Annotated in this window: 20 protein-coding genes and 1 pseudogene; 11 read left to right on the forward strand and 10 right to left on the reverse strand. The window is 65.1% G+C overall.

From position 1 onward, the window contains the following. The first annotated feature begins 15 nt into the window (after positions 1-15). Positions 16-273 carry a hypothetical protein gene (locus LGY53_RS39850; RefSeq protein WP_225731852.1) on the forward strand — a complete coding sequence of 86 codons (258 nt, stop codon included), beginning with the start codon at positions 16-18 and terminating at the stop codon, positions 271-273. Between the two features lie 58 nt (positions 274-331). On the opposite strand, the gene LGY53_RS39855 is transcribed toward LGY53_RS39850, so the two are convergent. Together LGY53_RS39855 and LGY53_RS39860 are read right to left on the reverse strand one after the other, a co-directional pair. Beyond that, entirely contained in the window at positions 332-2,638 is a 2,307-nt protein-coding gene (locus tag LGY53_RS39855; protein ID WP_225731853.1) for an MMPL family transporter, read from the reverse strand. A 183-nt stretch (positions 2,639-2,821) separates the two neighbouring features. Beyond that, entirely contained in the window at positions 2,822-5,131 is a 2,310-nt protein-coding gene (locus LGY53_RS39860; RefSeq protein ID WP_225731854.1) for an MMPL family transporter, read from the reverse strand. A gap of 208 nt (positions 5,132-5,339) precedes the next feature. On the opposite strand from LGY53_RS39860, the gene LGY53_RS39865 reads away from it, so the two are divergent. The 5 genes from LGY53_RS39865 to tgt all read left to right on the forward strand — a co-directional run bounded on the left by LGY53_RS39865 (position 5,340) and on the right by tgt (position 11,511). Continuing rightward, entirely contained in the window at positions 5,340-5,933 is a 594-nt protein-coding gene (locus tag LGY53_RS39865) for a TetR/AcrR family transcriptional regulator (RefSeq protein ID WP_225731855.1), read from the forward strand. A gap of 35 nt (positions 5,934-5,968) precedes the next feature. Then, positions 5,969-6,487, forward strand: a complete 519-nt coding sequence (locus LGY53_RS39870) for an Rrf2 family transcriptional regulator (RefSeq protein WP_225731856.1) — start codon at positions 5,969-5,971, stop codon at positions 6,485-6,487. 69 nt (positions 6,488-6,556) lie between these two features. Beyond that, entirely contained in the window at positions 6,557-8,290 is a 1,734-nt protein-coding gene (locus LGY53_RS39875; RefSeq protein ID WP_225731857.1) for an ABC transporter ATP-binding protein, read from the forward strand. After that, the gene (locus LGY53_RS39880) at positions 8,287-10,209 is read left to right on the forward strand and encodes an ABC transporter ATP-binding protein (RefSeq protein ID WP_225731858.1); all 1,923 of its coding nucleotides are present in this window, start codon (positions 8,287-8,289) and stop codon (positions 10,207-10,209) included. The genes LGY53_RS39875 and LGY53_RS39880 overlap by 4 nt, the downstream gene beginning before the upstream one ends. Positions 10,210-10,257: 48 nt before the next feature. Further along, positions 10,258-11,511 carry a tRNA guanosine(34) transglycosylase Tgt gene (gene tgt / locus LGY53_RS39885; protein WP_225731859.1) on the forward strand — a complete coding sequence of 418 codons (1,254 nt, stop codon included), beginning with the start codon at positions 10,258-10,260 and terminating at the stop codon, positions 11,509-11,511. A 40-nt stretch (positions 11,512-11,551) separates the two neighbouring features. On the opposite strand, the gene LGY53_RS39890 is transcribed toward tgt, so the two are convergent. Then, on the reverse strand, positions 11,552-12,328 hold the full coding sequence (locus LGY53_RS39890) for a queuosine precursor transporter (protein ID WP_167471465.1): 777 nt from the start codon (positions 12,326-12,328) through the stop codon (positions 11,552-11,554). Positions 12,329-12,455: 127 nt separating this feature from the next. Here LGY53_RS39890 and LGY53_RS39895 point away from each other — a divergent pair, with 127 nt between their 5' ends. After that, the gene (locus LGY53_RS39895; RefSeq protein WP_225731860.1) at positions 12,456-12,968 is read left to right on the forward strand and encodes a DUF4190 domain-containing protein; all 513 of its coding nucleotides are present in this window, start codon (positions 12,456-12,458) and stop codon (positions 12,966-12,968) included. Positions 12,969-13,024: 56 nt separating this feature from the next. Here LGY53_RS39895 and LGY53_RS39900 read toward each other — a convergent pair whose 3' ends face one another. From LGY53_RS39900 to LGY53_RS39910, 3 genes are all read right to left on the reverse strand, one after another. Then, positions 13,025-13,738 carry an RDD family protein gene (locus LGY53_RS39900; protein WP_225731861.1) on the reverse strand — a complete coding sequence of 238 codons (714 nt, stop codon included), beginning with the start codon at positions 13,736-13,738 and terminating at the stop codon, positions 13,025-13,027. A 46-nt stretch (positions 13,739-13,784) separates the two neighbouring features. Further along, positions 13,785-14,702: a tRNA glutamyl-Q(34) synthetase GluQRS gene (gene gluQRS, locus LGY53_RS39905; protein WP_225731862.1), complete on the reverse strand. Its 918-nt coding sequence runs from the start codon at positions 14,700-14,702 to the stop codon at positions 13,785-13,787. Between the two features lie 217 nt (positions 14,703-14,919). Beyond that, positions 14,920-15,417, reverse strand: a complete 498-nt coding sequence (locus tag LGY53_RS39910; RefSeq protein WP_225731915.1) for a DUF309 domain-containing protein — start codon at positions 15,415-15,417, stop codon at positions 14,920-14,922. A 417-nt stretch (positions 15,418-15,834) separates the two neighbouring features. Here LGY53_RS39910 and LGY53_RS39915 point away from each other — a divergent pair, with 417 nt between their 5' ends. After that, on the forward strand, positions 15,835-16,044 hold the full coding sequence (locus LGY53_RS39915) for a DUF397 domain-containing protein (RefSeq protein WP_167471469.1): 210 nt from the start codon (positions 15,835-15,837) through the stop codon (positions 16,042-16,044). A gap of 76 nt (positions 16,045-16,120) precedes the next feature. Here the strand turns inward: LGY53_RS39915 and LGY53_RS39920 are convergent, their stop codons facing one another. After that, a complete protein-coding gene (locus LGY53_RS39920; RefSeq protein WP_225731863.1) occupies positions 16,121-17,752 on the reverse strand; it encodes a cytochrome bc complex cytochrome b subunit in 1,632 nt (543 codons plus the stop codon). Positions 17,753-17,920: 168 nt separating this feature from the next. On the opposite strand from LGY53_RS39920, the gene LGY53_RS39925 reads away from it, so the two are divergent. Beyond that, on the forward strand, positions 17,921-19,663 hold the full coding sequence (locus LGY53_RS39925; protein WP_225731864.1) for a hypothetical protein: 1,743 nt from the start codon (positions 17,921-17,923) through the stop codon (positions 19,661-19,663). A gap of 168 nt (positions 19,664-19,831) precedes the next feature. Here LGY53_RS39925 and LGY53_RS39930 read toward each other — a convergent pair. After that, positions 19,832-20,884 (reverse strand): annotated as a pseudogene (locus LGY53_RS39930) (YeiH family protein); the annotation flags it as partial. A gap of 67 nt (positions 20,885-20,951) precedes the next feature. Further along, positions 20,952-21,125, reverse strand: a complete 174-nt coding sequence (locus tag LGY53_RS39935; RefSeq protein ID WP_225731866.1) for a hypothetical protein — start codon at positions 21,123-21,125, stop codon at positions 20,952-20,954. Between the two features lie 397 nt (positions 21,126-21,522). On the opposite strand from LGY53_RS39935, the gene LGY53_RS39940 reads away from it, so the two are divergent. Both LGY53_RS39940 and LGY53_RS39945 read left to right on the forward strand, forming a co-directional pair. Further along, positions 21,523-23,061 (forward strand): glycosyltransferase family 39 protein, encoded by a 1,539-nt coding sequence (locus LGY53_RS39940; protein WP_225731867.1) that lies wholly within the window; start codon positions 21,523-21,525, stop codon positions 23,059-23,061. A 26-nt stretch (positions 23,062-23,087) separates the two neighbouring features. Next, complete coding sequence (locus LGY53_RS39945) at positions 23,088-24,002, forward strand: alpha/beta hydrolase (protein ID WP_225731868.1); 915 nt, start codon at positions 23,088-23,090, stop codon at positions 24,000-24,002. Between the two features lie 37 nt (positions 24,003-24,039). Here LGY53_RS39945 and LGY53_RS39950 read toward each other — a convergent pair whose 3' ends face one another. Then, entirely contained in the window at positions 24,040-24,879 is an 840-nt protein-coding gene (locus LGY53_RS39950) for an SDR family NAD(P)-dependent oxidoreductase (RefSeq protein ID WP_225731869.1), read from the reverse strand. Positions 24,880-24,941 lie beyond the last annotated feature (62 nt).

The raw sequence follows: 24,941 nt of genomic DNA on the forward strand, positions 1-24,941 counted from the left end.
GGACGCGATGCCACCATGACGAGTCGAGATATCCGCCCGCAATGGCTGCGTCAGCGGAATACGTACGAGCGTAAGCGTGTATTGGGCGCGATCGTGTTGATTTGGCTGCTGATCGGTCTGATCGCGGCCGCGCAGACCAACTACCTCGATCATCCGATGATGACCTGTCCGAGCATCGGCACCATTGCGGTGAATATCGTTGCGGGTCCATTGAATTACCTCGGTGTGAATCCGCACATCGCCGATTGTCATCTGCCGCAACCGAGTCAGTAGCTAGCTGGCCGAAATCAGCTCGCCCACAGCCGAATAGGGCTGCGGGCGAGCCGATCAGCTAGCGGTGCACCGGTTCCGGCGCTGCCGGTGACTGTTTTCCGCGCAACTCATGCAGTTTCGCGCCCTCCACATCGATATCGGGCAGTATCCGGTCCAGCCACTTCGGAATCCACCACGCCTTGTCGCCCATCAGCGCCAGCAGCGATGGGATCAACACCATGCGGACGAGGAACGCGTCGAACAGCACGCCCGCCGCCAGCGCGAAACCCATTGATTTCGCGGTCGCATCGGTTTCCAGCAGGAACGAGCCGAAGACCGAGATCATGATGATGGCCGCCGAGGTCACCACCCGAGCGCCGTGGTGGTAGCCGCTGATCATCGCCTCGGTGGGCGGTTTGCCGTGCACATACTCCTCGCGCATTCGGGTCACCAGGAACACCTGGTAGTCCATGGCGAGGCCGAATACCAAGCCGATCAACATGATCGGTAGGAAGCTGACGATCGGCCGGGGTTCGGCGATCAGGCCGAATTTGCCCTGCTGGAAGATCAGCACCGTCGCACCGAAGGTCGCCGCCATCGAGAGCAGGAAGCCGAGCGCGGCGGTCAACGGCACCAGCAGCGACCGGAACACCAGGATCAGCAGGATGAACGCGGCGCCGGCGACGATCGCGAGATACGGCAGGATCTTGCTGAGCAGCGCGTTGTCCACGTCGGCATAGATGGCGGTGGTTCCGGTGATGCCGTATTCCATCCCGTATTCGGACTTCAGCGCACCCTCCGCGTCACGGGCGTCGCGCACCAGATCCTTCGTATCCTGATTGTTCGGACCGGTTTTCGGCACGCCGTCGAGCAGCGCGCCTGCCCCGTCCTGGCTCATCGTCGGCTCGGTGACGTAGTCCATATCCGGGTAGGACATCAGCTTGTCCCGCAGCGCGGTGAGCGCCGCCGCCCGGCGATCGGGTGCGACGTTCGTAAGGTCAACGGCCACTTGCAGTTTGCCGTTCGCGCCCTCGCCGAATCCGGCGGTCCGCAGCTCGTATGCCTTGCGTACCGTCGAACTCTTCGGCATCGAATCCTCGCCGGGCAGACCGAGATTCATACCGGTCGCGGGCGCGGCGAGCAGCGCGAGCACCAGCACGCTGAGGATGAGCGCGACGGCGGGCGCCTTGCCGATCAGCCGGGCGAACCGCATACCGTTGGTGATCGAGGTGTCGTCCTCGGGATCGTGTTGGGCGATGAGCGGCAGCTTCGGCGTGAACAGGAAGCGGCCGAACGCGCCGAGCAGCGCCGGCATCAGCGTGATGGCGGTGAGCACCGCGAAGCCCGCGGCGATCGCCCCGCCGAGACCCATGAACGTCAGGAACCTGATCCCGACGACGCTCAACCCGACCAGCGCGATGATTACCGTCAGACCCGCGAACACCACGGCCGAGCCTGCGGTGCCGAGTGCGGTGCCCGCCGCCTCCGCTGGCGAATCCTGCACTGCCAGTTCGTGTTTATAGCGCGAGACGATGAACAGCGCGTAGTCGATGGACAGCGCGATGCCGATCATCGATGCCAGGAAGGTGGTGAAGCTCGGCACCGAAATCACCGAGGTGCCGATGAAGATCAGCGACATGGCCGCGCCGAGCCCGACCACGGCGGTGAGGATGGGGACGAATGCCGCGACGATCGCGCCGAACGCGACGATCATCACCACCAGCGCCACACCCATGCCGATCAGCTCGGCCTTACCGGAGGGCTGCTGCTGTTCCATCGCGACGGTGCCGCTCAACTCGACCTGTAATCCGGCCGCGCGGGCATCGTCGGCCACGTCGTAGGCGGCCTTGCGGTCGTCGGCGGTGACGTCGGTGATCTCCTTGATGGTGAACGGAACATTCAGCACCGCAACCGAATCCGGATCGGTCCTGTTCAGCACGTTCACCGGCGCGCCACTGCATTTCGAGACGAAGGAGCTCGCGGTGCGGTCGTCGCCGAGGCAGCCCATCGCCTCGGCCGCGGTGAGCGGGCTGACCAGCGGCTTGGCGTGATCGACGATGCCGAGCTGGTTCAGCTTGTCGACCAGCGCCGCGACCGTCGCTCGATTGGCCGGATCGGTCAGCTTCTGTCCGGGCGGCGCGGCGATCACGTAGGTGCCGGTTACCGCGCCGAATTGGAATCCCTGTGACATGCCGGGGAAGTGTTTGTCCAGGATTTCGGTGGCCCGCTGGGAGGGCAGGTTCGGGATGTTGAAGTCGTTCGTCATCGGCTTCTGCAGTTGGCCGCTGAGCGCGCCGAGTACGGCCAGTAGCAGCAGCCATACCGGCAGCACGATCCATTTCCGACGAAAGGCGAACTTGCCCCACCGATACAGATAGACGGACACGGTTTCTCCTAGCGGTAGCCGGGGTCGTGCTGTTCGGTCTGTAGAGAACTCTCGCGGAGCGAATTCCGCGGGTGAGGCGGAACAAGTTCTGAGTCTGCTGCGCGCTTGCCACAAGATCAAGAGCCCTGCACGCGAAACGCCCCCGCACCAAGGGGTGCGGGGGCGTTATCGACTACTGCACGGTCAGACGTGCACCGGCTCCTCGATGGGCCGGGCCGAGCGCTGCTGCAGTTCGCGCAGCTTGGTGCCCTCGATATCGATATTCGGCAGGATCCGGTCCAGCCACTTCGGCATCCACCATGCCCATTTGCCCATGAGCACCAGCAGCGACGGGATCAGCACCATGCGGACCACGAACGCGTCCAGCAGCACGCCCGCGGCCAGCGCGAAGCCCATCGACTTGGCGGTGACATCGGATTCCAGCAGGAAGCCGCCGAATACCGAGATCATGATGATCGCCGCCGAGGTGACGACGCGCGCACCGTGGTGGTAACCGCTGATCATCGCCTCCTTCGGCGACTTGCCGCGCACGTACTCCTCACGCATCCGGGTCACCAGGAACACCTGGTAATCCATCGCGAGACCGAATACCAAGCCGATCAACATGATCGGCAGGAAGCTGATCAGCGGATGCGGATCGGCGATCAGGCCGAGCTTGCCCTCCTGGAAGATCAGCACGGTCGCGCCGAAGGTGGCCGCCATCGAGAGCAGGAAGCCGAGCGCGGCGGTGAGCGGCACCAGGATGGACCGGAACACCAGCACCAACAGGATGAACGCGGCTCCCGCGACGATCGCCATATACGGTGCGATCTTGCTCAGCAGCACATCGGAGACATCCGCATAAATGGCGGTGGTTCCGGTGACGCCGTATTCGATGCCGTACTTGTCCTTCAGCGCGCCCTCGGCGTCGCGGGCGTGTTTGACCAGGTCCTGGGTTGCCTGATTATTCGGCCCTGACTTCGGTACGCCGCTCATCAGCGCGCCCGCGCCGTCCTCGCTCTTCTTCGGCGCGGTGACATAGTCCATACCGTCGTAGGCGGCGAGTTTGTCGTGCAGGTCGGTGAGCGCGGCGTCGCGCTGGCCCGGCGCCACGTTGGTCAGGTCGACCGCCACCTGCAAGATGCCGTTGCTTCCCTCGCCGAAACCATCCTTGCGCAGGTCGTATGCCTTGCGGATGGTGGTGTTCTTCGGTTGGCTGTCGTCGCCGGGCAGGCCGAGGTTGATGCCGGCGGCCGGTGCGGCGAGGCCGCCGAGGACGAGGATGCTCAGGATCAGCGCGACGGCGGGCGCCTTGCCGATCAGCCGGGCGACGCGCATGCCGTTGGTGACGACGGCGTCGTTCTCCGGATCGTGCCTGGCGACGAACGGGATCTTCGGCTTGAACAGGAAGCGGCCGAACGCGCCCATGATGGCGGGCAGCAGCGTGGTCGCGACCAGGATCGCGAAGAACGCCGCGACCGCGCCGCCGAGGCCCATCCAGGTCAGGAAGCTGACGCCGACGATGCTGAGGCCGACCAGCGCGATGATCACGGTCATACCGGCGAACACCACCGCCGAACCCGCGGTGCCGATCGCGACACCGGCCGCCTCTTCCGGCGAATCCTGAACGGACAGTTCGTGTTTGTAGCGGGAGACGATGAACAGCGCGTAGTCGATGGACAGCGCGATACCGATCATCGAACCGAGGATCAGGGTGAAGCTCGGGATATTGATCACCGAGGTGCCCATGAAGATCAGCGAGGATGCGGCGCCGACGCCGATGACGCCGGTCAGGATCGGCACGAAGGCGGCGATCAGCGCGCCGAAGGCGACCATCATGGTGATGAAGGCGACGAGGTAGCCGAGCTGTTCGGCCTGGCCGCTGGAGCCGGTGCCCGGCTTCATCGCGATGGTGCCGGACATCTCGACGGTCAGCCCGGCGTTGCGGGCGTCAGCGGCGATGTCGTATGCGGCGGTGCGGTCGGCATCGGTGACGTCGGTGAATTTCTTGATGCCGAACGGCACATTCAGCACGGCCACCGCGTCCTGCTTGTCCTGGCTCAGCACCGAGAGCGGGGCGGCGCTGCAGCGGGAACGGAAGTCGTCGCCGGCGCGATCGTCGCTGACGCAGCCCATCTGCTCGGCGATGGCGACCGGGTTGGCCAGCGGCTTGCTGTGGTCGACGATGTCGAGGCCGCCGAGTTTGGCGATGAACGCGTCGATCGCGGCGCGGTTGGCCGGGTCGGTGAGCTTCTGGCCCGCGGGTGCGCCGATGACGTAGGTGCCGGTCACCGCGTCGGCCTTGAATCCGGCGGACATGCCGGGGAAGTGTTTGTCGAGAATCTGGGTGGCCCGCTCGGACGGGAGGTTCGGCAGCGAGAAGTCGTCGCTCGACGATTTCTTCAGCCCGAAGCCGAGGGCGCCGAGCAGCACGAACAGCAGAAGCCAGACGGGGAGTACTACCCATTTCCTGCGGAAAGCGAACTTTCCCCATCTGTAGAGATATACGGACACGCGGTTCTCCTGGCGATATGACTGGGGGACGTGCTGGGACAGAGCTCGTAGACAGCTCCCTCGCGAGGACCGCCCTGCTGGCCTCGCCTCCACATAACGCTTTCTGCCTACCGTGCGGTTGGTAGACTAACCGGAGGTTAAGCGGAGGCACAATCTCAATTTCGGTGGCTCTACCGGTTCGGGGCGTGCGTGATGAGAGGATCGTCTAATGGTCGTCCGTGATGCATCCGACACCGTTGCCGCAGGTGGCAGCACCAAGCTCGCGATTCGCGACGCCGCAGTGAAGCTGTTCGGCAGCAAGGGGTTCGAACAGACGAGCCTGCGCGAGGTCGCCGATGCGGTAGGAATCACAAAGGCGTCGCTCTACTATCACTACGCCTCGAAGCTCGATCTGCTCCAGGCCATCATCGATCCGATCATCGATCACCTGCGCACGATCGTCGACGATCTACCCGCCATCGTCCGCGATGACGATGGCGTGCGGACCGTGTTGCGCCGCCACCTGCACGGCATGCTCTCGCACCGGGCCGCGGGCGCGCTGATCGTGCGCGACACCGTCGCCATCGTCAACGCGATGGCCGACCGCCACCCCGATTTCATCGACACCACCGAGGTGTTGCGCGAATGGCTGGCCGGTCCGAACGCCAGCGAGGAGGCGCGGCTGCGCGCCGCAGGCGCGCTGGAGGTGGTCGGCATGGCCCTGGTGTCCGGCGAGTTCGTGCCGAATGCGACCGATCAATTGATCGAGGACACGTTGCTCGATATGGCCACCGGCGTGCTCATTCCCTGCCACACCGCGTAGATTCGACAATCATCCGATCACCCAGGGAGCCGTGAGTGCACATCACCGCGAAGGTGGACTACGCGGTGCGGACCTTGTTGGAGATAGCCCGCACCCCGCGGTTGCGCGCGGCCTCGGTCCCGGTGGTCGATTCGCTGCACTCCTGCCCGTCCCCGGCCACCACCCTCACCACCAAGGCCGACGCCATCTCCAGCGCACAGCAGATTCCGCCGAAGGTGCTGGAAACCGTGCTGTCCGATCTGCGCCGGGCCGGACTCGTGGTGAGCAGGCGCGGGCCGGATGGTGGTTACTGGCTGGCCAAACCGCCGAAGGAGATTTCGGTCGCCGACGTGATCCGGGCGATCGAGGGCCCGCTCGCCTCGGTGCGCGGCCAGCGTCCGGAGGATGTCAGCTATCCGGGTATCGCCGAACCGCTGCAGAAGGTCTGGATCGCACTGCGGGTCAATATTCGCGCGGTTCTGGAGAACGTTTCGATCGAGGACATCGCCGAGGGGCGGCTGCCCGCCTTCGTAGCGGCGCTCACCGAGGATCCGGGCGCCTGGGCGCGCAGATAGGACGGCAACGATGCAGGTCGAAAAGCCGCGCGACGCCTGTCACAGTTTGCCGGTAGCCTGCCTTCCATCATGCTGATCCGACTGCTTCGCACCTATCTGGCCCCCTACCGCGCCCAGCTGGCGGGGGTCGTTGCGCTGCAATTGGTCTCGGTTATCGCGATGCTCTATCTGCCGAGTCTCAACGCCGATCTGATCGATCGCGGCGTCACGAAGGGCGATATCGGCTACATCTGGACCAGCGGCCTGTGGATGCTCTTGGTTAGCGGCGTGCAGATCATCGCCTCGGCCTCGTCGGTGTATCTGGGCGCGCAGACGGCGATGAGCGCGGGACGGGATCTGCGCGGCGCCGTACTGCACCGGGTCGGCACCTTCTCCGCGCGCGAGGTCGGCCAATTCGGCGCGCCCTCGCTGATCACCAGGAATACCAACGACATTCAGCAGGTGCAGCTGCTCATCGTGATGTCGGTGACCATCCTGGTGATGGCGCCCATCATGTGTGTCGGCGGCATCGTGATGGCGCTGCGCCAGGACCTGAAACTGTCCTGGCTGCTGCTGGTCGCGGTGCCGTTGCTCGCGCTGTGCATGGGCTTCCTGGTCGCGCGCATGGTGCCCGGCTTCCGGGCCATGCAGGCCAGGATCGACGGCGTCAATCGCGTGCTGCGCGAACAGATCACCGGTATCCGGGTGGTGCGCGCCTTCGTCCGGGAGCGGCAGGAGACCTGGCGCTTCGGGGTGGCCAATACCGAACTCACCGATGCCGCACTGCGGGTCGGGCGGCTGCAGGCGCTGATGTTCCCGCTGGTGATGCTGATCAGCAACGTCACATCGGTCGCGGTGATCTGGTTCGGCGGGCACGCGATCGATAGCGGCGAGATGCAGATCGGTTCGCTCACCGCGATGCTCACCTACATCATGCAGATCCTGATGGCCGTGATGATGGCCTCGTTCCTGGCCATGATGGCGCCGCGCGCCGCGGTCTCCGCCGACCGGATCGGCGAGGTGCTGGCCACCGAATCCTCGGTGCTGCCACCGCGTTTGCCGCAGCCGTTCAAATCCGATCCGGCCGAGGTGGACTTCCAGTTCGCCGAATTCTGCTTTCCGGGCGCGCAACAGCCGGTGCTGCGGGCCATCCGGTTCGCGGTGCAGCCCGGCACCACGACGGCGATCGTCGGCTCGACCGGTTCCGGAAAAACCACGCTGCTCAACCTGATTCCGCGTTTGATCGACGTCACCGACGGCGCGGTCTACGTCGGCGGCACCGATGTGCGCCACCTCGATCTGGAACAGCTGCGCGGCGCGATCGGCCTGGTGCCGCAGAAGGCGTACCTGTTCTCCGGCACCGTCGCGAGCAATCTGCGCTACGGCGATCCCGAGGCCACCGACGAGGAACTGTGGCGCTGCCTGGAGATCGCGCAGGCCGCCGACTTCGTCCGCGATATGCCGCAGGGCTTGGAAACGCCGGTCGCACAGGGCGGTACGACGGTATCCGGCGGGCAGCGACAGCGCCTGGCGATCGCGCGGGCGCTGGTGCGCAAACCGCGGATCTACCTGTTCGACGATTCGTTCTCCGCGCTCGACGTGGCCACCGACGCCCGGCTGCGCGAGGCGCTGCGCCCGGAGACCAGGAACGCCGCGGTCATCATTGTGGCGCAACGCATTACGACCATTCGCGACGCCGATCAGATCTTGGTCCTCGAGGACGGCGAGATGGTCGGGCTCGGCACCCATGAACAACTGCTGCGCGACTGCCCCTGCTATCAGGAGATCGTCGAGTCCCAGCTCAGCGCGGAGGAGGTGCGATGAGACCGGGGATGGCCAATGTCGGATCGCCGGATTCGAAGGCGAAATCCTTCGGCCCATCGCTGAAGCGACTGCTGCGCAGGCTCGCACCGGAACGCGGCTACGTCGCGGTGATCATCGGGCTGGCCATCGTCTCGGTGGTGCTGAACACGCTCGGCCCGTATCTGCTCGGCAAGGCGACGAACCTGGTCTTCGACGGGGTGATCGGCAAGAGCCTGACCCAGTTCGCCGGACAGAGCAAACAGGAGGTCGTGGACCAACTGCGCCAGGGCGGTAACGGCACGCTGGCCGACATGCTCAACGCCATGAACGTCACGCCGGGCCACGGCGTCGACTTCGGCGCGGTGGGCCGGGTGCTGCTGCTGGTGCTGGCCCTCTACCTCGGCGCCTCGCTGTTCGGCTGGTTCCAGGCGCGGCTGCTCAACCTCGTCATCAACCGAACGGTGAAGCGGCTGCGCGGCGAGATCGAGGACAAGATCCATCGACTTCCGTTGCGCTACTTCGATTCCGCGCCGCGCGGCGATGTGCTGAGCCGGGTCACCAACGATGTCGACAACATCTCGCAGAGCCTGCAGCAGACCATGAGCCAGCTGATCACCTCGGTGCTCACCGTGCTCGGCGTGCTGGTGATGATGTTCTGGATCTCCCCGCTGCTCGCGGTGATCGCGCTGCTCATCGTGCCCGCGGCGATCATCGTCTCGACGCAGATCGCCAAGCGCTCCAAACCGCATTTCGTGAACCAGTGGCGCTACACCGGCTTGGTGAACGCCCAGGTGGAGGAGGCGTACACCGGGCACGAGGTGGTCACCGCATTCGGCCGCAACCGTGAGGTCGGCGAGGAATTCGACAAGCGCAACGAGGAGCTGTTCAACGCGAGCTTCCGCGCGCAGTTCATCTCCGGCCTGATCATGCCCGCCATCATGTTCCTCGGCAATCTCAACTTCGTGCTGATCGCGCTGGTTGGCGGCCTGCGGGTGGCCACGGGCAATATCTCGCTCGGCGAGGTGCAGGCGTTCATCCAGTACTCCCGCTCGTTCAGCCAGCCGCTCACCCAGATCGGCGCCATGGCGAACCTGCTGCAGTCCGGGGTCGCATCGGCCGAGCGGATCTTCGAAATCCTCGATGCGGCGGAACAAAGCCCGGACCCGGTGATGGCCGATACCCGTCCGGTGGATCGCGGCCGGGTCGAATTCGAGGCGGTGTCGTTCCGCTACGAACCGGAAACACCGGTGATCGAACGACTTTCGCTGGTCGCGGAGCCCGGGCATGTGGTCGCCATCGTCGGGCCGACCGGTGCGGGCAAGACCACCCTGGTGAATCTGCTCATGCGGTTCTACGAACTCGACGCGGGCGCCATCACCATCGACGGCGTCGACATCACCGAGATGACCCGCGACAACCTGCGCTCCCGCATCGGCATGGTGCTGCAGGACACCTGGCTGTTCAAGGGCACCATCCGGGAGAACATCGGGTACGGCAATCCGAACGCGAGCGAGGAGGAGATCCTCGCCGCGGCCCGCGCCGCCTACGTCGACCGGTTCGTGCACGCGTTGCCCGACGGCTACGACACCGTCATCGACGAGGAGGGCACCGGGGTGAGCGCGGGCGAGAAACAGCTCATCACCATCGCCCGGGCCTTCCTGTCCAAGCCGTCGATCCTGATCCTGGACGAGGCGACGAGTTCGGTGGACACTCGCACCGAGCTGCTCGTCCAGCACGCCACCGCGGCGCTGCGCCGGGACCGCACGAGTTTCGTTATCGCGCACCGGCTTTCGACCATCCGCGACGCCGACCTGATCGTCGTCATGGAGCACGGCCGCATCGTCGAACACGGCACCCACGAACGGCTGCTGGCGGAGCGCGGCGCGTACTACCGGCTCTACAACGCGCAGTTCGCCGCGGCGGCCGCCGCCGACGTGTAAACCCCTCCGAGCGACTGCGGCACGGGTCACCTGAGCGCGCCTGAGAAGATGTTGCGCGTGTCCGATCCCGCGCATTTCTCCTTCACCATCGGTACCCGCCTCGACGGCAGGCACGGCCGGACCGGCGTGCTCAGCACGCCGCACGGCGATATCGCCACCCCGGCCTTCATCCCGGTCGGCACCAAGGCGACGGTCAAGGCGGTACTGCCGGAGACCATGAAGGAGCTCGGTGCGCAGGCGCTGCTCGCCAACGCATACCACCTCTACCTGCAGCCGGGCCCGGACATCGTGGACGAGGCGGGCGGGCTGAGCAAATTCATGAACTGGCCGGGCCCCACCTTCACCGACAGCGGCGGCTTCCAGGTGATGTCGCTCGGCGTCGGCTTCAAGAAGGTGCTCGCCATGGAGGCCGTCGACGTGCGCAGCGACGATGTGATCGCCGCGGGTAAGGAGCGGCTCGCGCACGTCGACGACGACGGCGTCACCTTCCGCTCGCACCTCGACGGTTCCCGGCACCGCTTCACCCCCGAGGTGTCGATGGGCATCCAGCATCGGCTCGGCGCGGACATCATGTTCGCCTTCGACGAGCTGACCACACTGCTGAATACCCGTGCCTACCAGGAGAAATCGCTACAGCGCACCCATGCCTGGGCACAGCGCTGCATCGATGAGCACGAGCGGCTCACCGCCGAACGCACGCACCGCCCCTATCAGGCGCTGTTCGCGGTGATCCAGGGCGCGCAGTACGAAGACCTGCGGCGCAAGGCATGTCGCGATCTCGAGGCGATTCGCGGCCGCGCCGGAACGGGTTTCGACGGCTACGGCATCGGTGGTGCGCTGGAGAAGCACAATCTCGGCACCATCGTCGGCTGGTGCTGCGACGAACTGCCCGAGGAAAAGCCGCGCCATCTGCTCGGCATCAGCGAGCCGGAGGATCTGTTCGTCGCGGTGGAGAACGGCGCCGACACCTTCGACTGCGTGAATCCGTCCCGGGTCGGGCGCAATGCCGCGATCTATGTCGACCAGGGCCGATTCAATATCAACACCAGCCGTTTCCGGCGCGACTTCACCCCGATCGACGAGACCTGCGACTGCTACACCTGCGCCAACTACACCCGCGCCTATCTGCACCATCTGTTCAAGGCCAAGGAGATGCTCGCCGCGACGCTGTGCACCATCCACAACGAGCGCTTCACGGTCCGGCTGGTGGACCGGATCCGGGAGAGCATCGCGGGCGGCTACTTCGACGACTACCGGGCCGAGTTCATGGGCGCGTGGCGCGGTCGCATCAAGACGCCGTAAACCCTTGCGCCCCGGCGTATTTCGCCGGGGCGGCCAGGGGTCAGTTGTACAGCGCCGAGGTCGGCCGCGGCGCGTAACTGGGTTCGCGCTTCTTCAAGAAAGCGATGCACCGGTAGCTGATCGGCAGAATCATCATCTCCACCAGCGTCTTCCAGAGGAAGCCGACGATCAGGTAGTTCAGGAAGTCCGGCCAGGTGTGAATGCCGATGGCGGTGGCCGCGATCGAGCAGAACACCAGCGTGTCGCCGAATTCCCCCGCCACCGTCGAGCCGAGCAGTCGCGCCCACAGGTGTTTCTCCTTGGTGCGCTCCTTGATCAGCACCAGGGTCACCGAGTTGAGGAATTGGCCGATGAAATAGCCGGCCAGCCCGGCGAGGACCAGCTGCGGTGTGGTGCCGACGACGGTGCGGAAGGCCGCCTGATTCTCATAGAAGTCGGCGGCGGGCAGGCCGATCGCGATCCAGAAACAGCCGACCATCAGCAGCAGGCAGGCGAATCCGTAGTAGACGGCGCGGCGGGTGGCCCGGAATCCGTAAACCTCGCTGAGCACGTCGCCGATCACATAGGCCAGCGGGAAAAGGAAGAATGCGCCGTCGGTGTTGATCGGCAGTACCTGGAATGGGCCCCACGCCACCGTATGCCCGGTGAAGAAGGCGACGCCCTTGGTGGCGCAGATATTCGAGATGATCAGGGTCGCGGTGAATACCGCGACGATCGGCGTGTAATAACCCCCCGCGGCGTCGGCGAATGCTGCGTGCTCGGCCGCGGGGTGCCCAGACCCCTCGTCGACGTCTACGGGTGTTCTCGTCTCACTCACGGAGGCCAATTCTGCCGGAGTGCCGCGCGCACGGTGCACTGACCAGTTCTTTCGACCACCCCAAGGTGTTCAAGGCCCACACCTTATGCGGTATCGGTGACCCGTACCCTTGGAATACGCTGAGCCAATGACGAATCCCGGCGATTCCGACGAATGGTGGAAGCAGTACGGCGGACAAGGAGTCTCGCCGGAATCCGGTATCCCCAGCGCGTCCCAGCAGCAGCCCTACCCGCCCTCGGTGCCGCAGTATCCGCAACAGCCGGTGACTCCGCCGCCGCAACAGCAGCAGGCGTACCCGAGTTATCCGCAGTCGCAACCGAATCCGAATCCGTACGGCCAGCCCAACTACGCCTATCAGGCCCCGCCGCCCTACCAGCCCTACGGCTATCCGCAGCAGCAGGGCACCAACGGTATGGCCATCGGTGCGCTGATCTCCTCGCTGGTCGGGTTCGCCACCTGCGGTATCGGGTCGATCGTCGGGATCATCCTCGGCGTTGTCTCGTTGAACCAGATCAAACAGTCTGGTCAGGATGGCCGCGGTATGGCGCTCGCCGGCATCTGGATCGGGATCGGCGCGGTGGTCGTCGCGGTGCTGTGGTTCGTGGTCGTCATCATCAGCGCCGCATCGGGAAGTCACTGACCTGAACGTAAAAGGGGCGCATCGGAATCCGATGCGCCCCTTTATTTGTGTCGGCGTCAGGCCTTGACGACCTGTGTGCCACCGGCGAACTTATCGTGCCAGCCCTGCTTGTTCGGGTCGTTCGAGATGGTGATCATGATGTAGATCGCCAGACCCAGCGAGACCAGGCCACCGATGCACGGAATGATGCTCGCGGCGACGAACAGGTTGCGCTTGAACGAAACCTCGGGGGTGATCTTGGGCGCGCCGCCGGGCGCGAGCACCTTGAGGCCGAGGATCTTCTTGCCCAGGGTGGTGCCCTGGCTCGTCTCCATACCGATGAAGTAGCCGAGCTCGACGATGGTCCACAGGATGCTGAAGCCGATGGTCAGGCCGAGCGAGCTGCGCAGGAGCGCGTAAATGATGATGTACGGGATGTACAGAATCAGGAAGTCGATAACCCGGGCGCCGATGCGCGTGCCGAGGTCACCGGCCTGGCCGCCGAAGCCCTGACCGCCGAATCCGGGCTGTCCCGGGTACTGGGCGTACGGCTGCTGACCGAACTGGTCCTGCGGCTGACCGTAGGACTGCTGGCCGAACTGATCCTGGCCGTAGGGCTGCTGACCGTAGGGCTGCTGCTGACCGTACTGTGGCTGGCCGTACTGCGGCTGCCCGCCTTGCGGATACTGTCCGCCCTGCGGATATTGCTGGCCGCCGCCTTGGGGGTACGGCTGCCCGTACGGCTGCCCGCCCTGCGGATACTGGTTGGGGTCGTACCCACCGCTTGTCATATTCAGTCCTCGTCAGATGATCTGTAGATCGGGTCGCTTGCGTACGTTACGGATATCGGCTGGGTTGCAACAACCCATTCTCATCGAGTATCCAGGGTTGCGCGGGTAGGCGGGCCGGGTCGAATTGTTCCAGTAGCTCGGCCGATGTGCCTGCTCGCAGGCCGAGCGATCCGGTCAGCGCGGTGACCACCTGCTCCGGTGTCGCGCCCAGCGCGAACTGGTCGGCGAGGGTGACCGCGCCGTCGCGTTTGGCCAGTCGCTGCCCCTTGGCATTGAGTACCAGCGGGACGTGCGCGTAGCGCGGGACCGGCAGGCCGAGCAGCGTCGCGAGATAGGCCTGGCGCGGTGTCGAGGGCAGCAGGTCGTCGCCGCGCACCACCTGATCGATGCCCTGGTCGGCGTCGTCGACCACCACCGCCAGGTTGTATGCGGGCACACCGTCGGTGCGGCGCAGCACCACATCGTCGACCGGTCCGCGGTACGGGCCGTGCAGTTCGTCGATGATGTCGAATTCGCGGATGTCGGCGCGTAGCCGCAAGGCGGGCTTGCGGCCCGCTGCGATGAATTCGGCGCGCGCGTCTGCGGTCAGCGCGCGGCAGGTGCCCGGATATGCGCCCATCGGGCCGTGTGGCGCGGTCGCGGCCTGCTGAATTTCCCTTCTGGTGCAGAAGCATTCATAGGTGCGGCCCGCCGCGGTGAGCCGGTCGATGGCGGCGGCATACTTCTCGAGCCGGTCCGACTGGCGGACCACCGGACCGTCCCAGTCGATGCCGAGTGCGGTGAGGTCGGCCAGTTGCCGCTCGGCGGCGCCGGGGCGGACCCGGTCGAGATCATCGATCCGGAGCAGGAAGCGCCGCCCGGTCGACCGGGCGAAGGCCCAGGCCAGCAGCGCGGTGCGCAGGTTGCCCAGGTGCAGGTCGCCGGATGGGCTCGGGGCGTAGCGGCCCGCGCCGCGCTCAGTCATCGGCATGCCGGAGGGTTCGGATCGATCGCACGGTCGCCATGGTAGGCGTACCTTCGCGTCCGCTCCGGGCGCGCGCGGGCGGTGGACGGCTTCGCCAACAGCGCCCATTCGGCGTCCGTTCGCACCTGCTCCGGGCGTGCGCGGGCTGAGGGCGGCTGCGCCACCCATTCGGCGGATGTCCGTATTTCACTTTGGCCGCGGGCGGCCTGGTACGAGGTCATGCCGGGCCTGCGTCCGTCACGCGCAATCGCGGTTTCAGTTGTTCCGCGTCGATCTCTTTGTCCGAATCGATGGCATTTAACAATGCATCGGCGTAGTTGATCAATCCGGCGTGATCTATTTCGTAAGGCACGCCTTCTTCGGACGTATAGGAGGACAAGCGAGTAACCGCACGTGTCAGTAGTGTCCGCGCGCCCTTCCGATTCCCGCGTTGGATGTGGGTGAGCCCGACCGCCAACTGAGCGAGGCCCTGCCACAGCATCCTTTCGGCGAACGGGCCGTTCTTCCATGCGGCCTCCAACACCTCGTGTGCGTTGAATGCGAGACCCTGGTCCAGCAGTTGCTGGGCGAAGGTCAGTGTTTGCTGGGGCGGTAGTTCGAGATCGTCCGGAATTCGCTCGACGCCGATGCTGCCCGGCGGCAGTGGTCGGCCGAAGCTGTCCCGTGGGCGGGCATTACGGGCGCGACCAGACTCGTCGCGAGCACGTTCAACCATGTTTCTCATCTTCCACGGTATCCGCGCCCGGCGCTCGTCGCGTCGGATCGTCACGGGAATATCGACGGATCACGGAGCAATCACGTCCGCTAAAACCGTGGCGATTTAACGCCATATGGAATGAATACCGATGGTTAGCAATGTTTCCGCAACATTTGGTCTTCGCAATGTTGGCAGTTGTGATACTTGAATAGACAAGAGCCGAGCAAACTTTCGTCGAACCTGCTAGTGTTCTGCGTGGGGGTAACCCCGGGAGATGTATTGCATCTCCGAGTGCAGAGCGATCACAACGCACCGTTAAAGTTGCGCGCTGCCACCAGGCGCACCGCGGTATTCGGCGTTTCGTCGCCGGGTGCGGTGCAGTACGAACGATGTCAGAAGAAATCTGGTTCTCGACGCAGCAAAGGAGCTAGTGCCGTGAAAGTTGATTCGACCGGTGCCGCGTGGCGTAAGAGCAGCCACAGCGGTCCGGATGGGAACTGCGTGGAAGTGGCATTTCTCGTCGATGGCAATGTCGCGGTCCGAGACACCAAGGACAACGGAATCGGCCCGATGTTGGCGTTCACCCCCGGGGAGTGGGACGCGTTTCTAAGCGACATCTCCGTGGGGGAGTTCCGGCGCGCCTGAGCACTTCGGTCACGTCCGAACAGGCAGTGTGGGCCCCGGGTCACCATCGGACTCGGGGCCTTCGTCTGCCTTCGACTCAATGTCGCGAACCGTTCTCGGTCATCTCGTCCTGCACTCGGCGCAATACCGCGAGCTGATTGCGTTCCTGGGCGTGATCCTCGGCCAGGTTGCGCTCCGATTCGGCCACCGGGTCGGCTCGGAAGAAAGCGCCGGTGCCGGGTTTGCCTGCCAGGCCGAGCTTGTTCATCTTCTTCGGAACCGGTGCGCCCTGATATTCCAGGGGGATCGGGTGTCCGTGATCGTCGACCGGGCCGAGCGGCTGATGCAGTTCGATGTATTCACCGTCGGGCAGCCTGCGGATGACGCCGGTCTCGATACCGTGCTCGAGCACCGCCCGATCGCTGCGCTGCAGCCCGATGCAGAACCGGTAGGCGGCGAAGTACGCCAGCGGCGGCAGCACCAGGATGCCGATCCGGCCCACCCAGGTCGTCGCGTTCAGCGAGACGTTGAACTTATAGGCGACGATGTCGTTCACGCAGGACAGCGTCAGCGTCAGATAGAAGGCGATGACCATGGCCCCGATCGCGGTGCGCACCGGGACGTCGCGGGGCCGCTGCAGCAGATTGTGTCTGGCGTAATCCCTGGTCAGGCGGCGCTCGATCCACGGATAGGTGATGAGCAGCGTGAACACCAGGCCCATGGTCAGCGCGCCCCAGACCGGACCGGGCACGGTGTGCCCGCCGATGTAGATTTCCCAAGCCGGGACGAGGCGCATCATGCCGTCGGTCCACATCATGTAGAAGTCCGGCTGAGAGCCCGCCGAAACCTGGGATGGGTTGTAGGGACCCATATTCCAGATCGGGTTGATCTGCAGCAGGCCGCCCATCAGCGCGAGCACGCCGAGGGTGAATGCGAAGAACGCGCCCTGATCCAGTGAGAACACCGGCACGATGCGCACCCCGATGACGTTCTTCTCGCTGCGTCCCGGCCCGGGGAACTGGGTGTGCTTCTGATACCAGACCAGCGCGACATGCGCCGCGATCAGCGCGAGCATAATTCCGGGGATCAGCAGGACGTGTGCGATGAACAGGCGCGGAATGATGATGGTGCCCGGGTAGTCGCCGCCGAAGATCAGCCAGTGCATCCAGGTGCCGATGATCGGCAGGCCGAGGGTGATCGAGGAGAACGCCGCGCGCAGGCCGGTGCCGGAGAGCAGATCGTCGGGCAGCGAATAGCCGAAGTAACCCTCGAACATGGCCAGGATCAACAGGATCGAGCCGATCACCCAGTTCGCCTCGCGGGGTTTGCGGAATGCGCCGGTGAAGAAGATGCGGAACAGGTGCACGATGATCGATGCCGCGAAAAGCAGTGCGGCCCAGTGATGTACCTGCCGGACGAACAGGCCGCCGCGCACCTCGAAGGAGATGTTCAGCGCGGTCTCGTACGCCCGCGACATATTGACGCCGCGCAACGGCTGATAGGCGCCGTTGTAGACGACGTCGCTCATCGACGGATCGAAGAAGAGCGTCAGATAGATCCCGGACAGGATCAGGATGATGAAGCTGTACAGCGCGATCTCGCCGAGCAGGAATGACCAGTGTGTCGGAAAGACCTTGTTGATCGAGCGTTTGACGAAGGCAGCAGCCTTGTACCGCTCGTCGAAGTCGTTGGCCTGTGCGCCCGCTATGCGACCTACTGTGCCTGCCATGACCGTCACCCCGCCCCTGGGAGAGTGGTACGTGTTCTACTACAGACGGTAGCAGGTATGATCGCCGGAATCGATGGGGTTTATCCAATCCGCTTGTGGATCAAGATCATTCACGGATGGCCGCGACCGGAGGGTGGCCGCGGTATCCATCCTCGATATGGTCGTTCGATGAATACGGTGACGGCCCAGGACGCGACCATGTTCTGGCTGTCCCGGCGGATTCGCAACGATCAATTCCTGCTCTACTGCTTCGCCGATGCCGGCGCGCCGACCGAGCGGCTGCGTGAGTTCGTCGCGCGGCGCGTCGCGGGGATCCCGGATCTAGGTGTCCGGCTGCGGGAGCTGCCGTGGAACCTCGGTTATCCGTCCTGGGCGCGCTGCGATTTCACGGCCGACCAGTTTGTGGAACATGAACTGGCACAACCGGATTGGGTGCATTTGTCGGATGTGATCGGCAAATTGCTCGGCACCGGAGTCGATGCGGCGGTGCGGCCGTGGCGGCTGCATATCTTTCGCGGGGTACGCGGTGCTCCCGGATTCGGCGATGAACCCGCGTTGGTCGCGGTTCTCCAGATATCCCATGCGCTCGCCGACGGACGCGGGGCTGCGCTGATCGCCCGCTCGTTGTTCGCCGCCGAGCCGTGCGGGGCGGATAAGTGCGAGGTGGGTTCGTGCTTCGTGGGCTCGCCCGGAGTGGGCTCCTCCGGGGCGGGTTCGTGCGATGCGGATAGGTGCGAGGCAGGTTCATGCGGGACCGGTACGTACGAGGCGGATAAGTGTGAGGCGGGTTCGTGCTTCGTGGGTTCGTTCGGGGCGGGTTCGTGCGAGGCGGGTTCGTGCGAGGCGGGTTCGTCGGAGCGAGTGACGGCGGCTTGTAGCGGCGATGAGACCGCAGTACCGCCGGACGTCAGGTCGGGTCACGATCGCGGCCGGGGTCGGTCCATGGCCTGTCGCGTATTTCGGCAGATCGTTGCACTCAGCAGCGCTCGGTTCGGCGCGATCGATCGAAAGGAACTGCGGCGCTGGCTGATCGACGTTCCGCCGCTGTCTCGAATGGTGACTGCCGGGGCGCTCGGTATGCGCGTCGTGCCCGCGGTGCTGTCGATACCGCCCCGGATGGCGCTGACCGTGGTGCGTGGATTCGGCGCCGATCGGGCGCGGCGACGGTTGGCCGAGCTCACGGACGCGGGAATCGTCCCGCCGCCCGCGCCGAGTTTCGATCCGAGCGCGGTGAACTTCCGGGATCCGAGCGAGGTTGCGGGACATCGAGTTCGGATGATCGTGTGCCGAGCCGACGAGCTACGGGTACCCGGCTCGACCGTCACCGTCGTTGTGCTGACGGCGATTTCGGTCGCACTGACCCGTTATCTGGCCGGGCGCGGCGAGCCCGTCGAGCGCCTCGGTGCGCAGGTTCCGATGGCGCTGCCGTCGGCGACCCTGGCGCGCAACAACTATCGCAGCCTCGGCATCGATCTTCATCTCTCCGAGCCGGATCTCGGTGCTCGCGCTGAGTTGATCGCAAATGAGTTGGTGGCTAGGCGGATTCGGGCACAGCATCCGCTGCTGAACGCACCGGAGCGGGTCACCGCGGCGGTGCCCGCGCCGCTGCTACACCGGGATGTAGCCCGGTATCCGGTCGATACTGTCCCGGATTCCATTGCGGGCCATACCGTTGTCTCCAGCGTGCACCGCGGCCCGGCCGACCTGTACTTCGGAGGCGGGGCGGTCCGGTTCACGGCAGGCTTCCCGGCCATCGGCTCGGTGATGCGGCTGACCCACGGCGTGCACGGACTCGGCGATACGGTCACCATCTCGCTGCACGCCGATGCGGCGCTGCCGGATCTCGACGGGTACACCGAACTGCTGCGGGCGGCATTGTCCGAGGTCAGGGCTATGTGCCTGCGGCATTAAGGATTTCATATGGTGGTTGTTAAGCGGGCGCGGCCATTATTCATGTCACGGACTACCGCCGAGGGGGGCTCGGGATCGGTGAGTCCCACCGTCCATCCTGGGGAGGAGTTGGACGGGCTCGGAAAAGGCCGGGCGCGACCGGAAACGGTACGCGGCCCGGCCTTTTCGCTATCCGGGCACACCCCAGTGCAGCACCCGAGAAGTGAACAGCACCAGTCCGAGCGAGACCACCGCGACCGTCAGCAGCCCGATCACCGCGACCACCAGCGGCCGCCAGCCGGTCCTGGCCAGCTCGCGGATATTGGTATTCAGCCCGACGCCGGCGAACGTCAACAGGAAGGCCCACTTCGAGACGTTGGCCAGATTCGCGGTCTGCTGTTTGGTCAGCCAGCCGAGGGTGGCGATCGCCGAGACCGCGAGGAAACCGAGCACGAACTTCGGGAACTTCGCCCAGACAAAACCTGCTTTGGCGCGCAATCCCGGTGCGACGGCGTCCGCCTCGCCGCGCGCGGCCCAGTAGGCGGCGAAGCCGAGCACCACGAAGCCGATCAGCGCGTTGCGGGTCGACTTCACCAGCACCGCCGTCTTACCCGCGGCATCCGAATACAGATAGCCGGTGGCCGTGGTCTCCGCGGTGTTGTCGACGGCGAGCCCGGCCCACAGCCCGAATTCGTGATCGCTGAGCCCGAGCGCATGCCCCAGCGGCGGCAGTGCGAACAATGCGACGGCGCCGAGCGCCAGAATCGCCGCGATCGCATAGCCGACATCGGAGTTGCGCGCCCGGATCGCACCCTTTCCGGCGACGATGGCGGAGACACCGCAGATCGATGTGCCGATGGCGAGCAGCGAGCCGAGCTTTCCGGACAGCCCGAGCAGTCGGGCGACCGTCAGGATGATCGCGCCCGCGACCGTCATATCGACCAGGATCTGCACCAGGCTGGTGCCGCCGAGCTTGGCGACATCACCGAGCACGAACCGGGAGCCGAGCGCGACAATGCCGATCTTGAGCCAGAACTCGTAGGTGGCGACGCCGGGCCGGAAGATCGGATGCAGGCCGATCGTATTGGTGATGACGAGGCCGATCAGGATGGCCCACAGCACGTATTCGATATCGGGAACGGTCCAGTGCTGATGTTTGGCCAGCGCGTTCCACCAGATCTGGGCGTATTTGCCGAGTACGCCGACCGCGATCAGCAGCAGGATGCCCGGAAGGTAGGTGAGCGCATTGCCGCCGGTGAACGGCTGGTCGACGGCGGAGTCCTCGTCGATGGTCGCGGTACTCATGGCCTCACCACGGAATCTTCGGTAGCCAGTCGAGCACGGCGAGCAGCGCGATAACGCCCGCCACCAACACCGCCAGCCAATCGACGCCGAGCTTGCCGAGGGCGTCGAGCCACGACGGCGGGCTCGCGCCGGGTTGCGCCGCGCCGGATTGATCCGGCGCCGGTTTCGATACGTTCACCGCTGCCTCCAGGGGTTCGTGCAGGTCAGGCACGCACTATGCGGCCCGGCCGCGGTATCGGACCAGGGTTGCGCTCGCCCTGATTCGATTCGGGCAAACCGGATTCGCCCGAATAGTCCGCGAATTCCGCACGGCGACAGGAAATGTGAGTACCGTTACTGTCGGCGGACGCGAGTCGCAATTGCGTGTTCATCGAGGCGTCACATCGTGGCGCTTATTTCCTGCGGCTAATTCGGATAATCGTCGGCAACGCGCAAAACCTCGACATGCGCATGGTCGCTCGGCGATACTGCGTGCCAGTTCTTATCGAATCGTGACAGTTCCCCGTGGGTATTCCGCGTGGAATCGAATCCATTTGCTTGCGGATGGGATTCGCAGATTTACTGGGGAGGCTGCCATGACAACGGTGAATTCACCCGAGCGCATCGAATCGCGCGAGGTGCCCCCGTTCGCACGATCCGGTGTCATCGTGGTCGCGTTGCTGCTCGCCGCGGCATATCTCATATCGCTTGGCCGCCCCGGTTTCTGGGGAGATGAACTGTATTTCATCGCCGCGGGCCATCGGCCGTCGATCAGCTATGCCGATCAGGGGCCGCTGGTTCCGGCCGTCGCATGGCTGATGGACGTGCTCGCGCCGGATTCACCGTTCGCGCTGCGGCTGCCCGCGGCGCTGGCGAGTGTCGCCGCGGTCGCGATACCCGCCTTGATCGCCCGCGAATTCGGGGGCGGGCGGCGCGCGCAGGTATTGGCCGCGATCGGTTACGCGACATCGGTTTTCGTCGTCGCGTCCAAACCGCTGTGCACCCTCGCCTTCGATCTGCCGCTCACCGCGACGGCCGTCTGGTTGCTGATCCGCTGGGTTCGGGTCCGCGCCGACCGGCTGCTCATCATGGCGGGCCTGGCGGCTGCCCTGGCAATTCAGGTGAAATGGCTGGTCCCCGGCTGTTGGGCGGCTCTCGGGATCGCTGTACTGCTCGCGGGCCCGCGCGAATTGCTGTTGCGGCCCGCGCTGTGGCTCGGTTCGGCGATCTTCGCCGCGGCATGGGTGCCGAGCCTGATCTGGCAGGCGAATCACGGTTGGCCGCAATTGCGTATGGCTCGGGCGATCGGTACGGAGACCGGGGATTTCGGTGAGGGCCCGCTGTTCTATGTGCCGCAGGTGATTTTGCTCGCGGGTCTGGTCGGCGGTGCGCTGTTCGTTTATGGCGTCTGGCATATTCTGCGTAGTCCGGCACTGCGACCGTATCGGTTTCTCGTCGTCGCATTGGTCTTGCTCACCGTATTCTTCATCGCGACCAGCGGCCGTCCGTACTACGGAGCGGGTATCGTTCCCGCATTCATCGCGGCGGGCGCGGTCGGTTTGGGAAATCGCGATTTCGGGCGTTTACCGAAAATCGCCGGGGCGGCACTGATTACGGTGAGTGCCGTGCTCGTGCTGGTTCCGCTCAGCGTGCTACCGCTCCCGGAATCGGGGATTCACGAGCCGGCGGTGACGACGAAGCAGGCCATTCAGCGCGGATTCCTATACGGACAGACCGGGTGGGCGAAGCTCGCATCGGCCACCGCGACGGCATACCGCGAGCTGCCGCAGGATGAGCGCGATACCGCGGTCATAGTCGCCGAAAGCTATTGGCAGGCAAGCGCGGTGGACCACTATCGGCGGCAGCGGGCGCTGCCCGCGGTGTACAGCCCGAACCGAGGCTTCGGATACTTCGGATCGCCGCCGGACTCGGCGACGACGGTTGTGTATATCGGTGGTGATCCGGCCGAACTGCGTACGGAATTCGCTGACGTGCGCCCGCTCGCCGAGCTGAACGACCGGCTCGGATTCCCGGGTGTCACTTCCGGTGTCACCATCTGGAAATGCGGCAGGCCGACCCGTCCGTGGTCGCAGGCCTGGCCGGATATGCTCGAGTTGGACCAGCACTATCTCTGAATGTGTTCACCCGGAATGGATTTCGAATGAGAAGGATGCTGGCCGCCGGCGCGATCGCGCTGCTGATGTCACAGACCGGCCACGTCGCGCGGGCCGAGCCGGTGGCCACCGTCCTGCCGGCTATCACCTACGCCACCGCCGATGGCCGGGATCTGCTGCTCGATCTGTATCTGCCGGCGCCCGGCCCGGCGCCCGCGCCGCTGATCGTCTATATCCATGGTGGCGCTTGGAAATTCGGTTCGCGAACCAATGACGGCAACGCCATGCCCTGGGGCACCGTCGCCGGAATGGCCGCGACGCTCACCGCGCGAGGTTATGCGGTGGCCAGCGTCGAGCACCGCTTCAGCACGCAGGCCCGCTGGCCCGCGCAGCTCTACGACGTCAAGGCGGCGGTCCGATGGTTGCGCGCCAACGCCGATGAATATCATCTGAATCCGGAAAAGGTTGCGGCATGGGGTGATTCATCCGGCGGCCAACTGGCGGCCATGCTCGGAGTGACCGGTGACGATCCGCGATTCGACGGTGATCTCGGCAATGCGGAGCAGTCCAGCCGCGTGCAGGCGGTGGTCGACTGGTTCGGGCCGACCGACCTGCGCACCATGGATCGGCAACGCGCGCCGTTCGGTTTACGGCACGACGCAGCCGGCTCGCCGGAAAGCGATCTGCTGGGATGTGTACCGTCGTCGTGCCCGGAGCTGGCGGGCGATGCCAGCCCGATCGACCACATCTCGGACCGGACGCCACCGTTCCTGATCCAGCACGGCCGATTCGACCACATCGTTCCTTTCGGACAGAGTCCGGAGTTCTACGACGCCTTGACCGCGGCCGGCGTACCCGCCGAATTCCACGCCTACGACACCGACCACGAGTTCCTCGGCCCTGCATCGATGCCCGAGATCCTCGATCCGTTCTATCGATTCCTCGATCGCGAACTCCGCTGACCACCGCGGATCCGGCTCGGCGACAAGGTAATCCGGATCAGCTCGGCCAGGTGAACTCGGGATCGGTGGCATAGTCGAGCCTGCGCTGGTCCAGCGCCATCGCGACCATCTGGTGCGCGCCGGGCCCGATAATCTTGCGCACCGGTGGTTCCGCCATCTCGACCAGCGAGATGAGCTCGGCGGCAGCGACTTCCGGTGCGGCCTCGACGCATTCGGAATCCACCGCGGGTGGCGGGGCGGCCGGATCCGGATATCCGGGCATACCAAGGATTCCCGAGCGCAATTCATCGTATGCGGGCAATGGCTCGGCGAATTTCATACTGGATTTCGCCCAGTCGGTATCGAAACCGCCCAGCTGCGCCATGGTTACCCGAATACCGAAGGGGCGCAGCTCATCCGCGAGTGACGAGGCGAAGCCTTCCAATGCCCACTTGCTGGCGTTGTACATGCTGAACAGTGGTAACGAACCCACCGCGCCGACGGTGGAGATCTGCACGATGTGGCCCGACCCCTGCTTGCGCAGATGGGGTATGGCCGCCTGCGAAACCCACAGCGCGCCATAGAAATTGGTGTCCATCTGGTCGCGGATGCGCCGCTCGTCGAGCTCCTCCAGCGCACCGACCAGCCCGTAACCGGCGTTGTTCACGATGACGTCGATCGATCCGGCGAGCTCGAATGCCTGGTCGACGGTGGCGAATACGCGGTCGCGTTCTCGAACATCCAACGGCAGCACGGTAAGTCGCGGGTCGACGATATCGGCCATGCCGCGCGGGTCACGTGCCGTTGCGACGACTCGGTCGCCATGTGCCAGTGCGGCGAGGGTGAACGCCCGGCCGAGCCCGCGGTTGGCGCCGGTGATGAACCAGGTTCTGGTCATACTTACTTCCTTTCGTCGCGAGACGATCCGTCTCGTCTCAAAGAATGGCAGACGCCGCGTAT

Source organism: Nocardia sp. JCM 34519.1 (assembly GCF_020361265.1).
GTDB lineage: Bacteria > Actinomycetota > Actinomycetes > Mycobacteriales > Mycobacteriaceae > Nocardia > Nocardia arthritidis_A.

Coding starts and splice junctions, on each gene's coding strand:
- LGY53_RS39850 (WP_225731852.1), top strand. CDS start 16: ATGACGAGTCGAGATATCCGCCCGCAATGGCTGCGTCAGCGGAATACG.
- LGY53_RS39865 (WP_225731855.1), top strand. CDS start 5,340: ATGGTCGTCCGTGATGCATCCGACACCGTTGCCGCAGGTGGCAGCACC.
- LGY53_RS39875 (WP_225731857.1), top strand. CDS start 6,557: ATGCTGATCCGACTGCTTCGCACCTATCTGGCCCCCTACCGCGCCCAG.
- LGY53_RS39880 (WP_225731858.1), top strand. CDS start 8,287: ATGAGACCGGGGATGGCCAATGTCGGATCGCCGGATTCGAAGGCGAAA.
- tgt (WP_225731859.1), top strand. CDS start 10,258: ATGTTGCGCGTGTCCGATCCCGCGCATTTCTCCTTCACCATCGGTACC.
- LGY53_RS39895 (WP_225731860.1), top strand. CDS start 12,456: ATGACGAATCCCGGCGATTCCGACGAATGGTGGAAGCAGTACGGCGGA.
- LGY53_RS39900 (WP_225731861.1), bottom strand. CDS start 13,738: ATGACAAGCGGTGGGTACGACCCCAACCAGTATCCGCAGGGCGGGCAG.
- gluQRS (WP_225731862.1), bottom strand. CDS start 14,702: ATGACTGAGCGCGGCGCGGGCCGCTACGCCCCGAGCCCATCCGGCGAC.
- LGY53_RS39910 (WP_225731915.1), bottom strand. CDS start 15,417: ATGGTTGAACGTGCTCGCGACGAGTCTGGTCGCGCCCGTAATGCCCGC.
- LGY53_RS39920 (WP_225731863.1), bottom strand. CDS start 17,752: ATGGCAGGCACAGTAGGTCGCATAGCGGGCGCACAGGCCAACGACTTC.
- LGY53_RS39925 (WP_225731864.1), top strand. CDS start 17,921: ATGAATACGGTGACGGCCCAGGACGCGACCATGTTCTGGCTGTCCCGG.
- LGY53_RS39940 (WP_225731867.1), top strand. CDS start 21,523: ATGACAACGGTGAATTCACCCGAGCGCATCGAATCGCGCGAGGTGCCC.
- LGY53_RS39945 (WP_225731868.1), top strand. CDS start 23,088: ATGAGAAGGATGCTGGCCGCCGGCGCGATCGCGCTGCTGATGTCACAG.
- LGY53_RS39950 (WP_225731869.1), bottom strand. CDS start 24,879: ATGACCAGAACCTGGTTCATCACCGGCGCCAACCGCGGGCTCGGCCGG.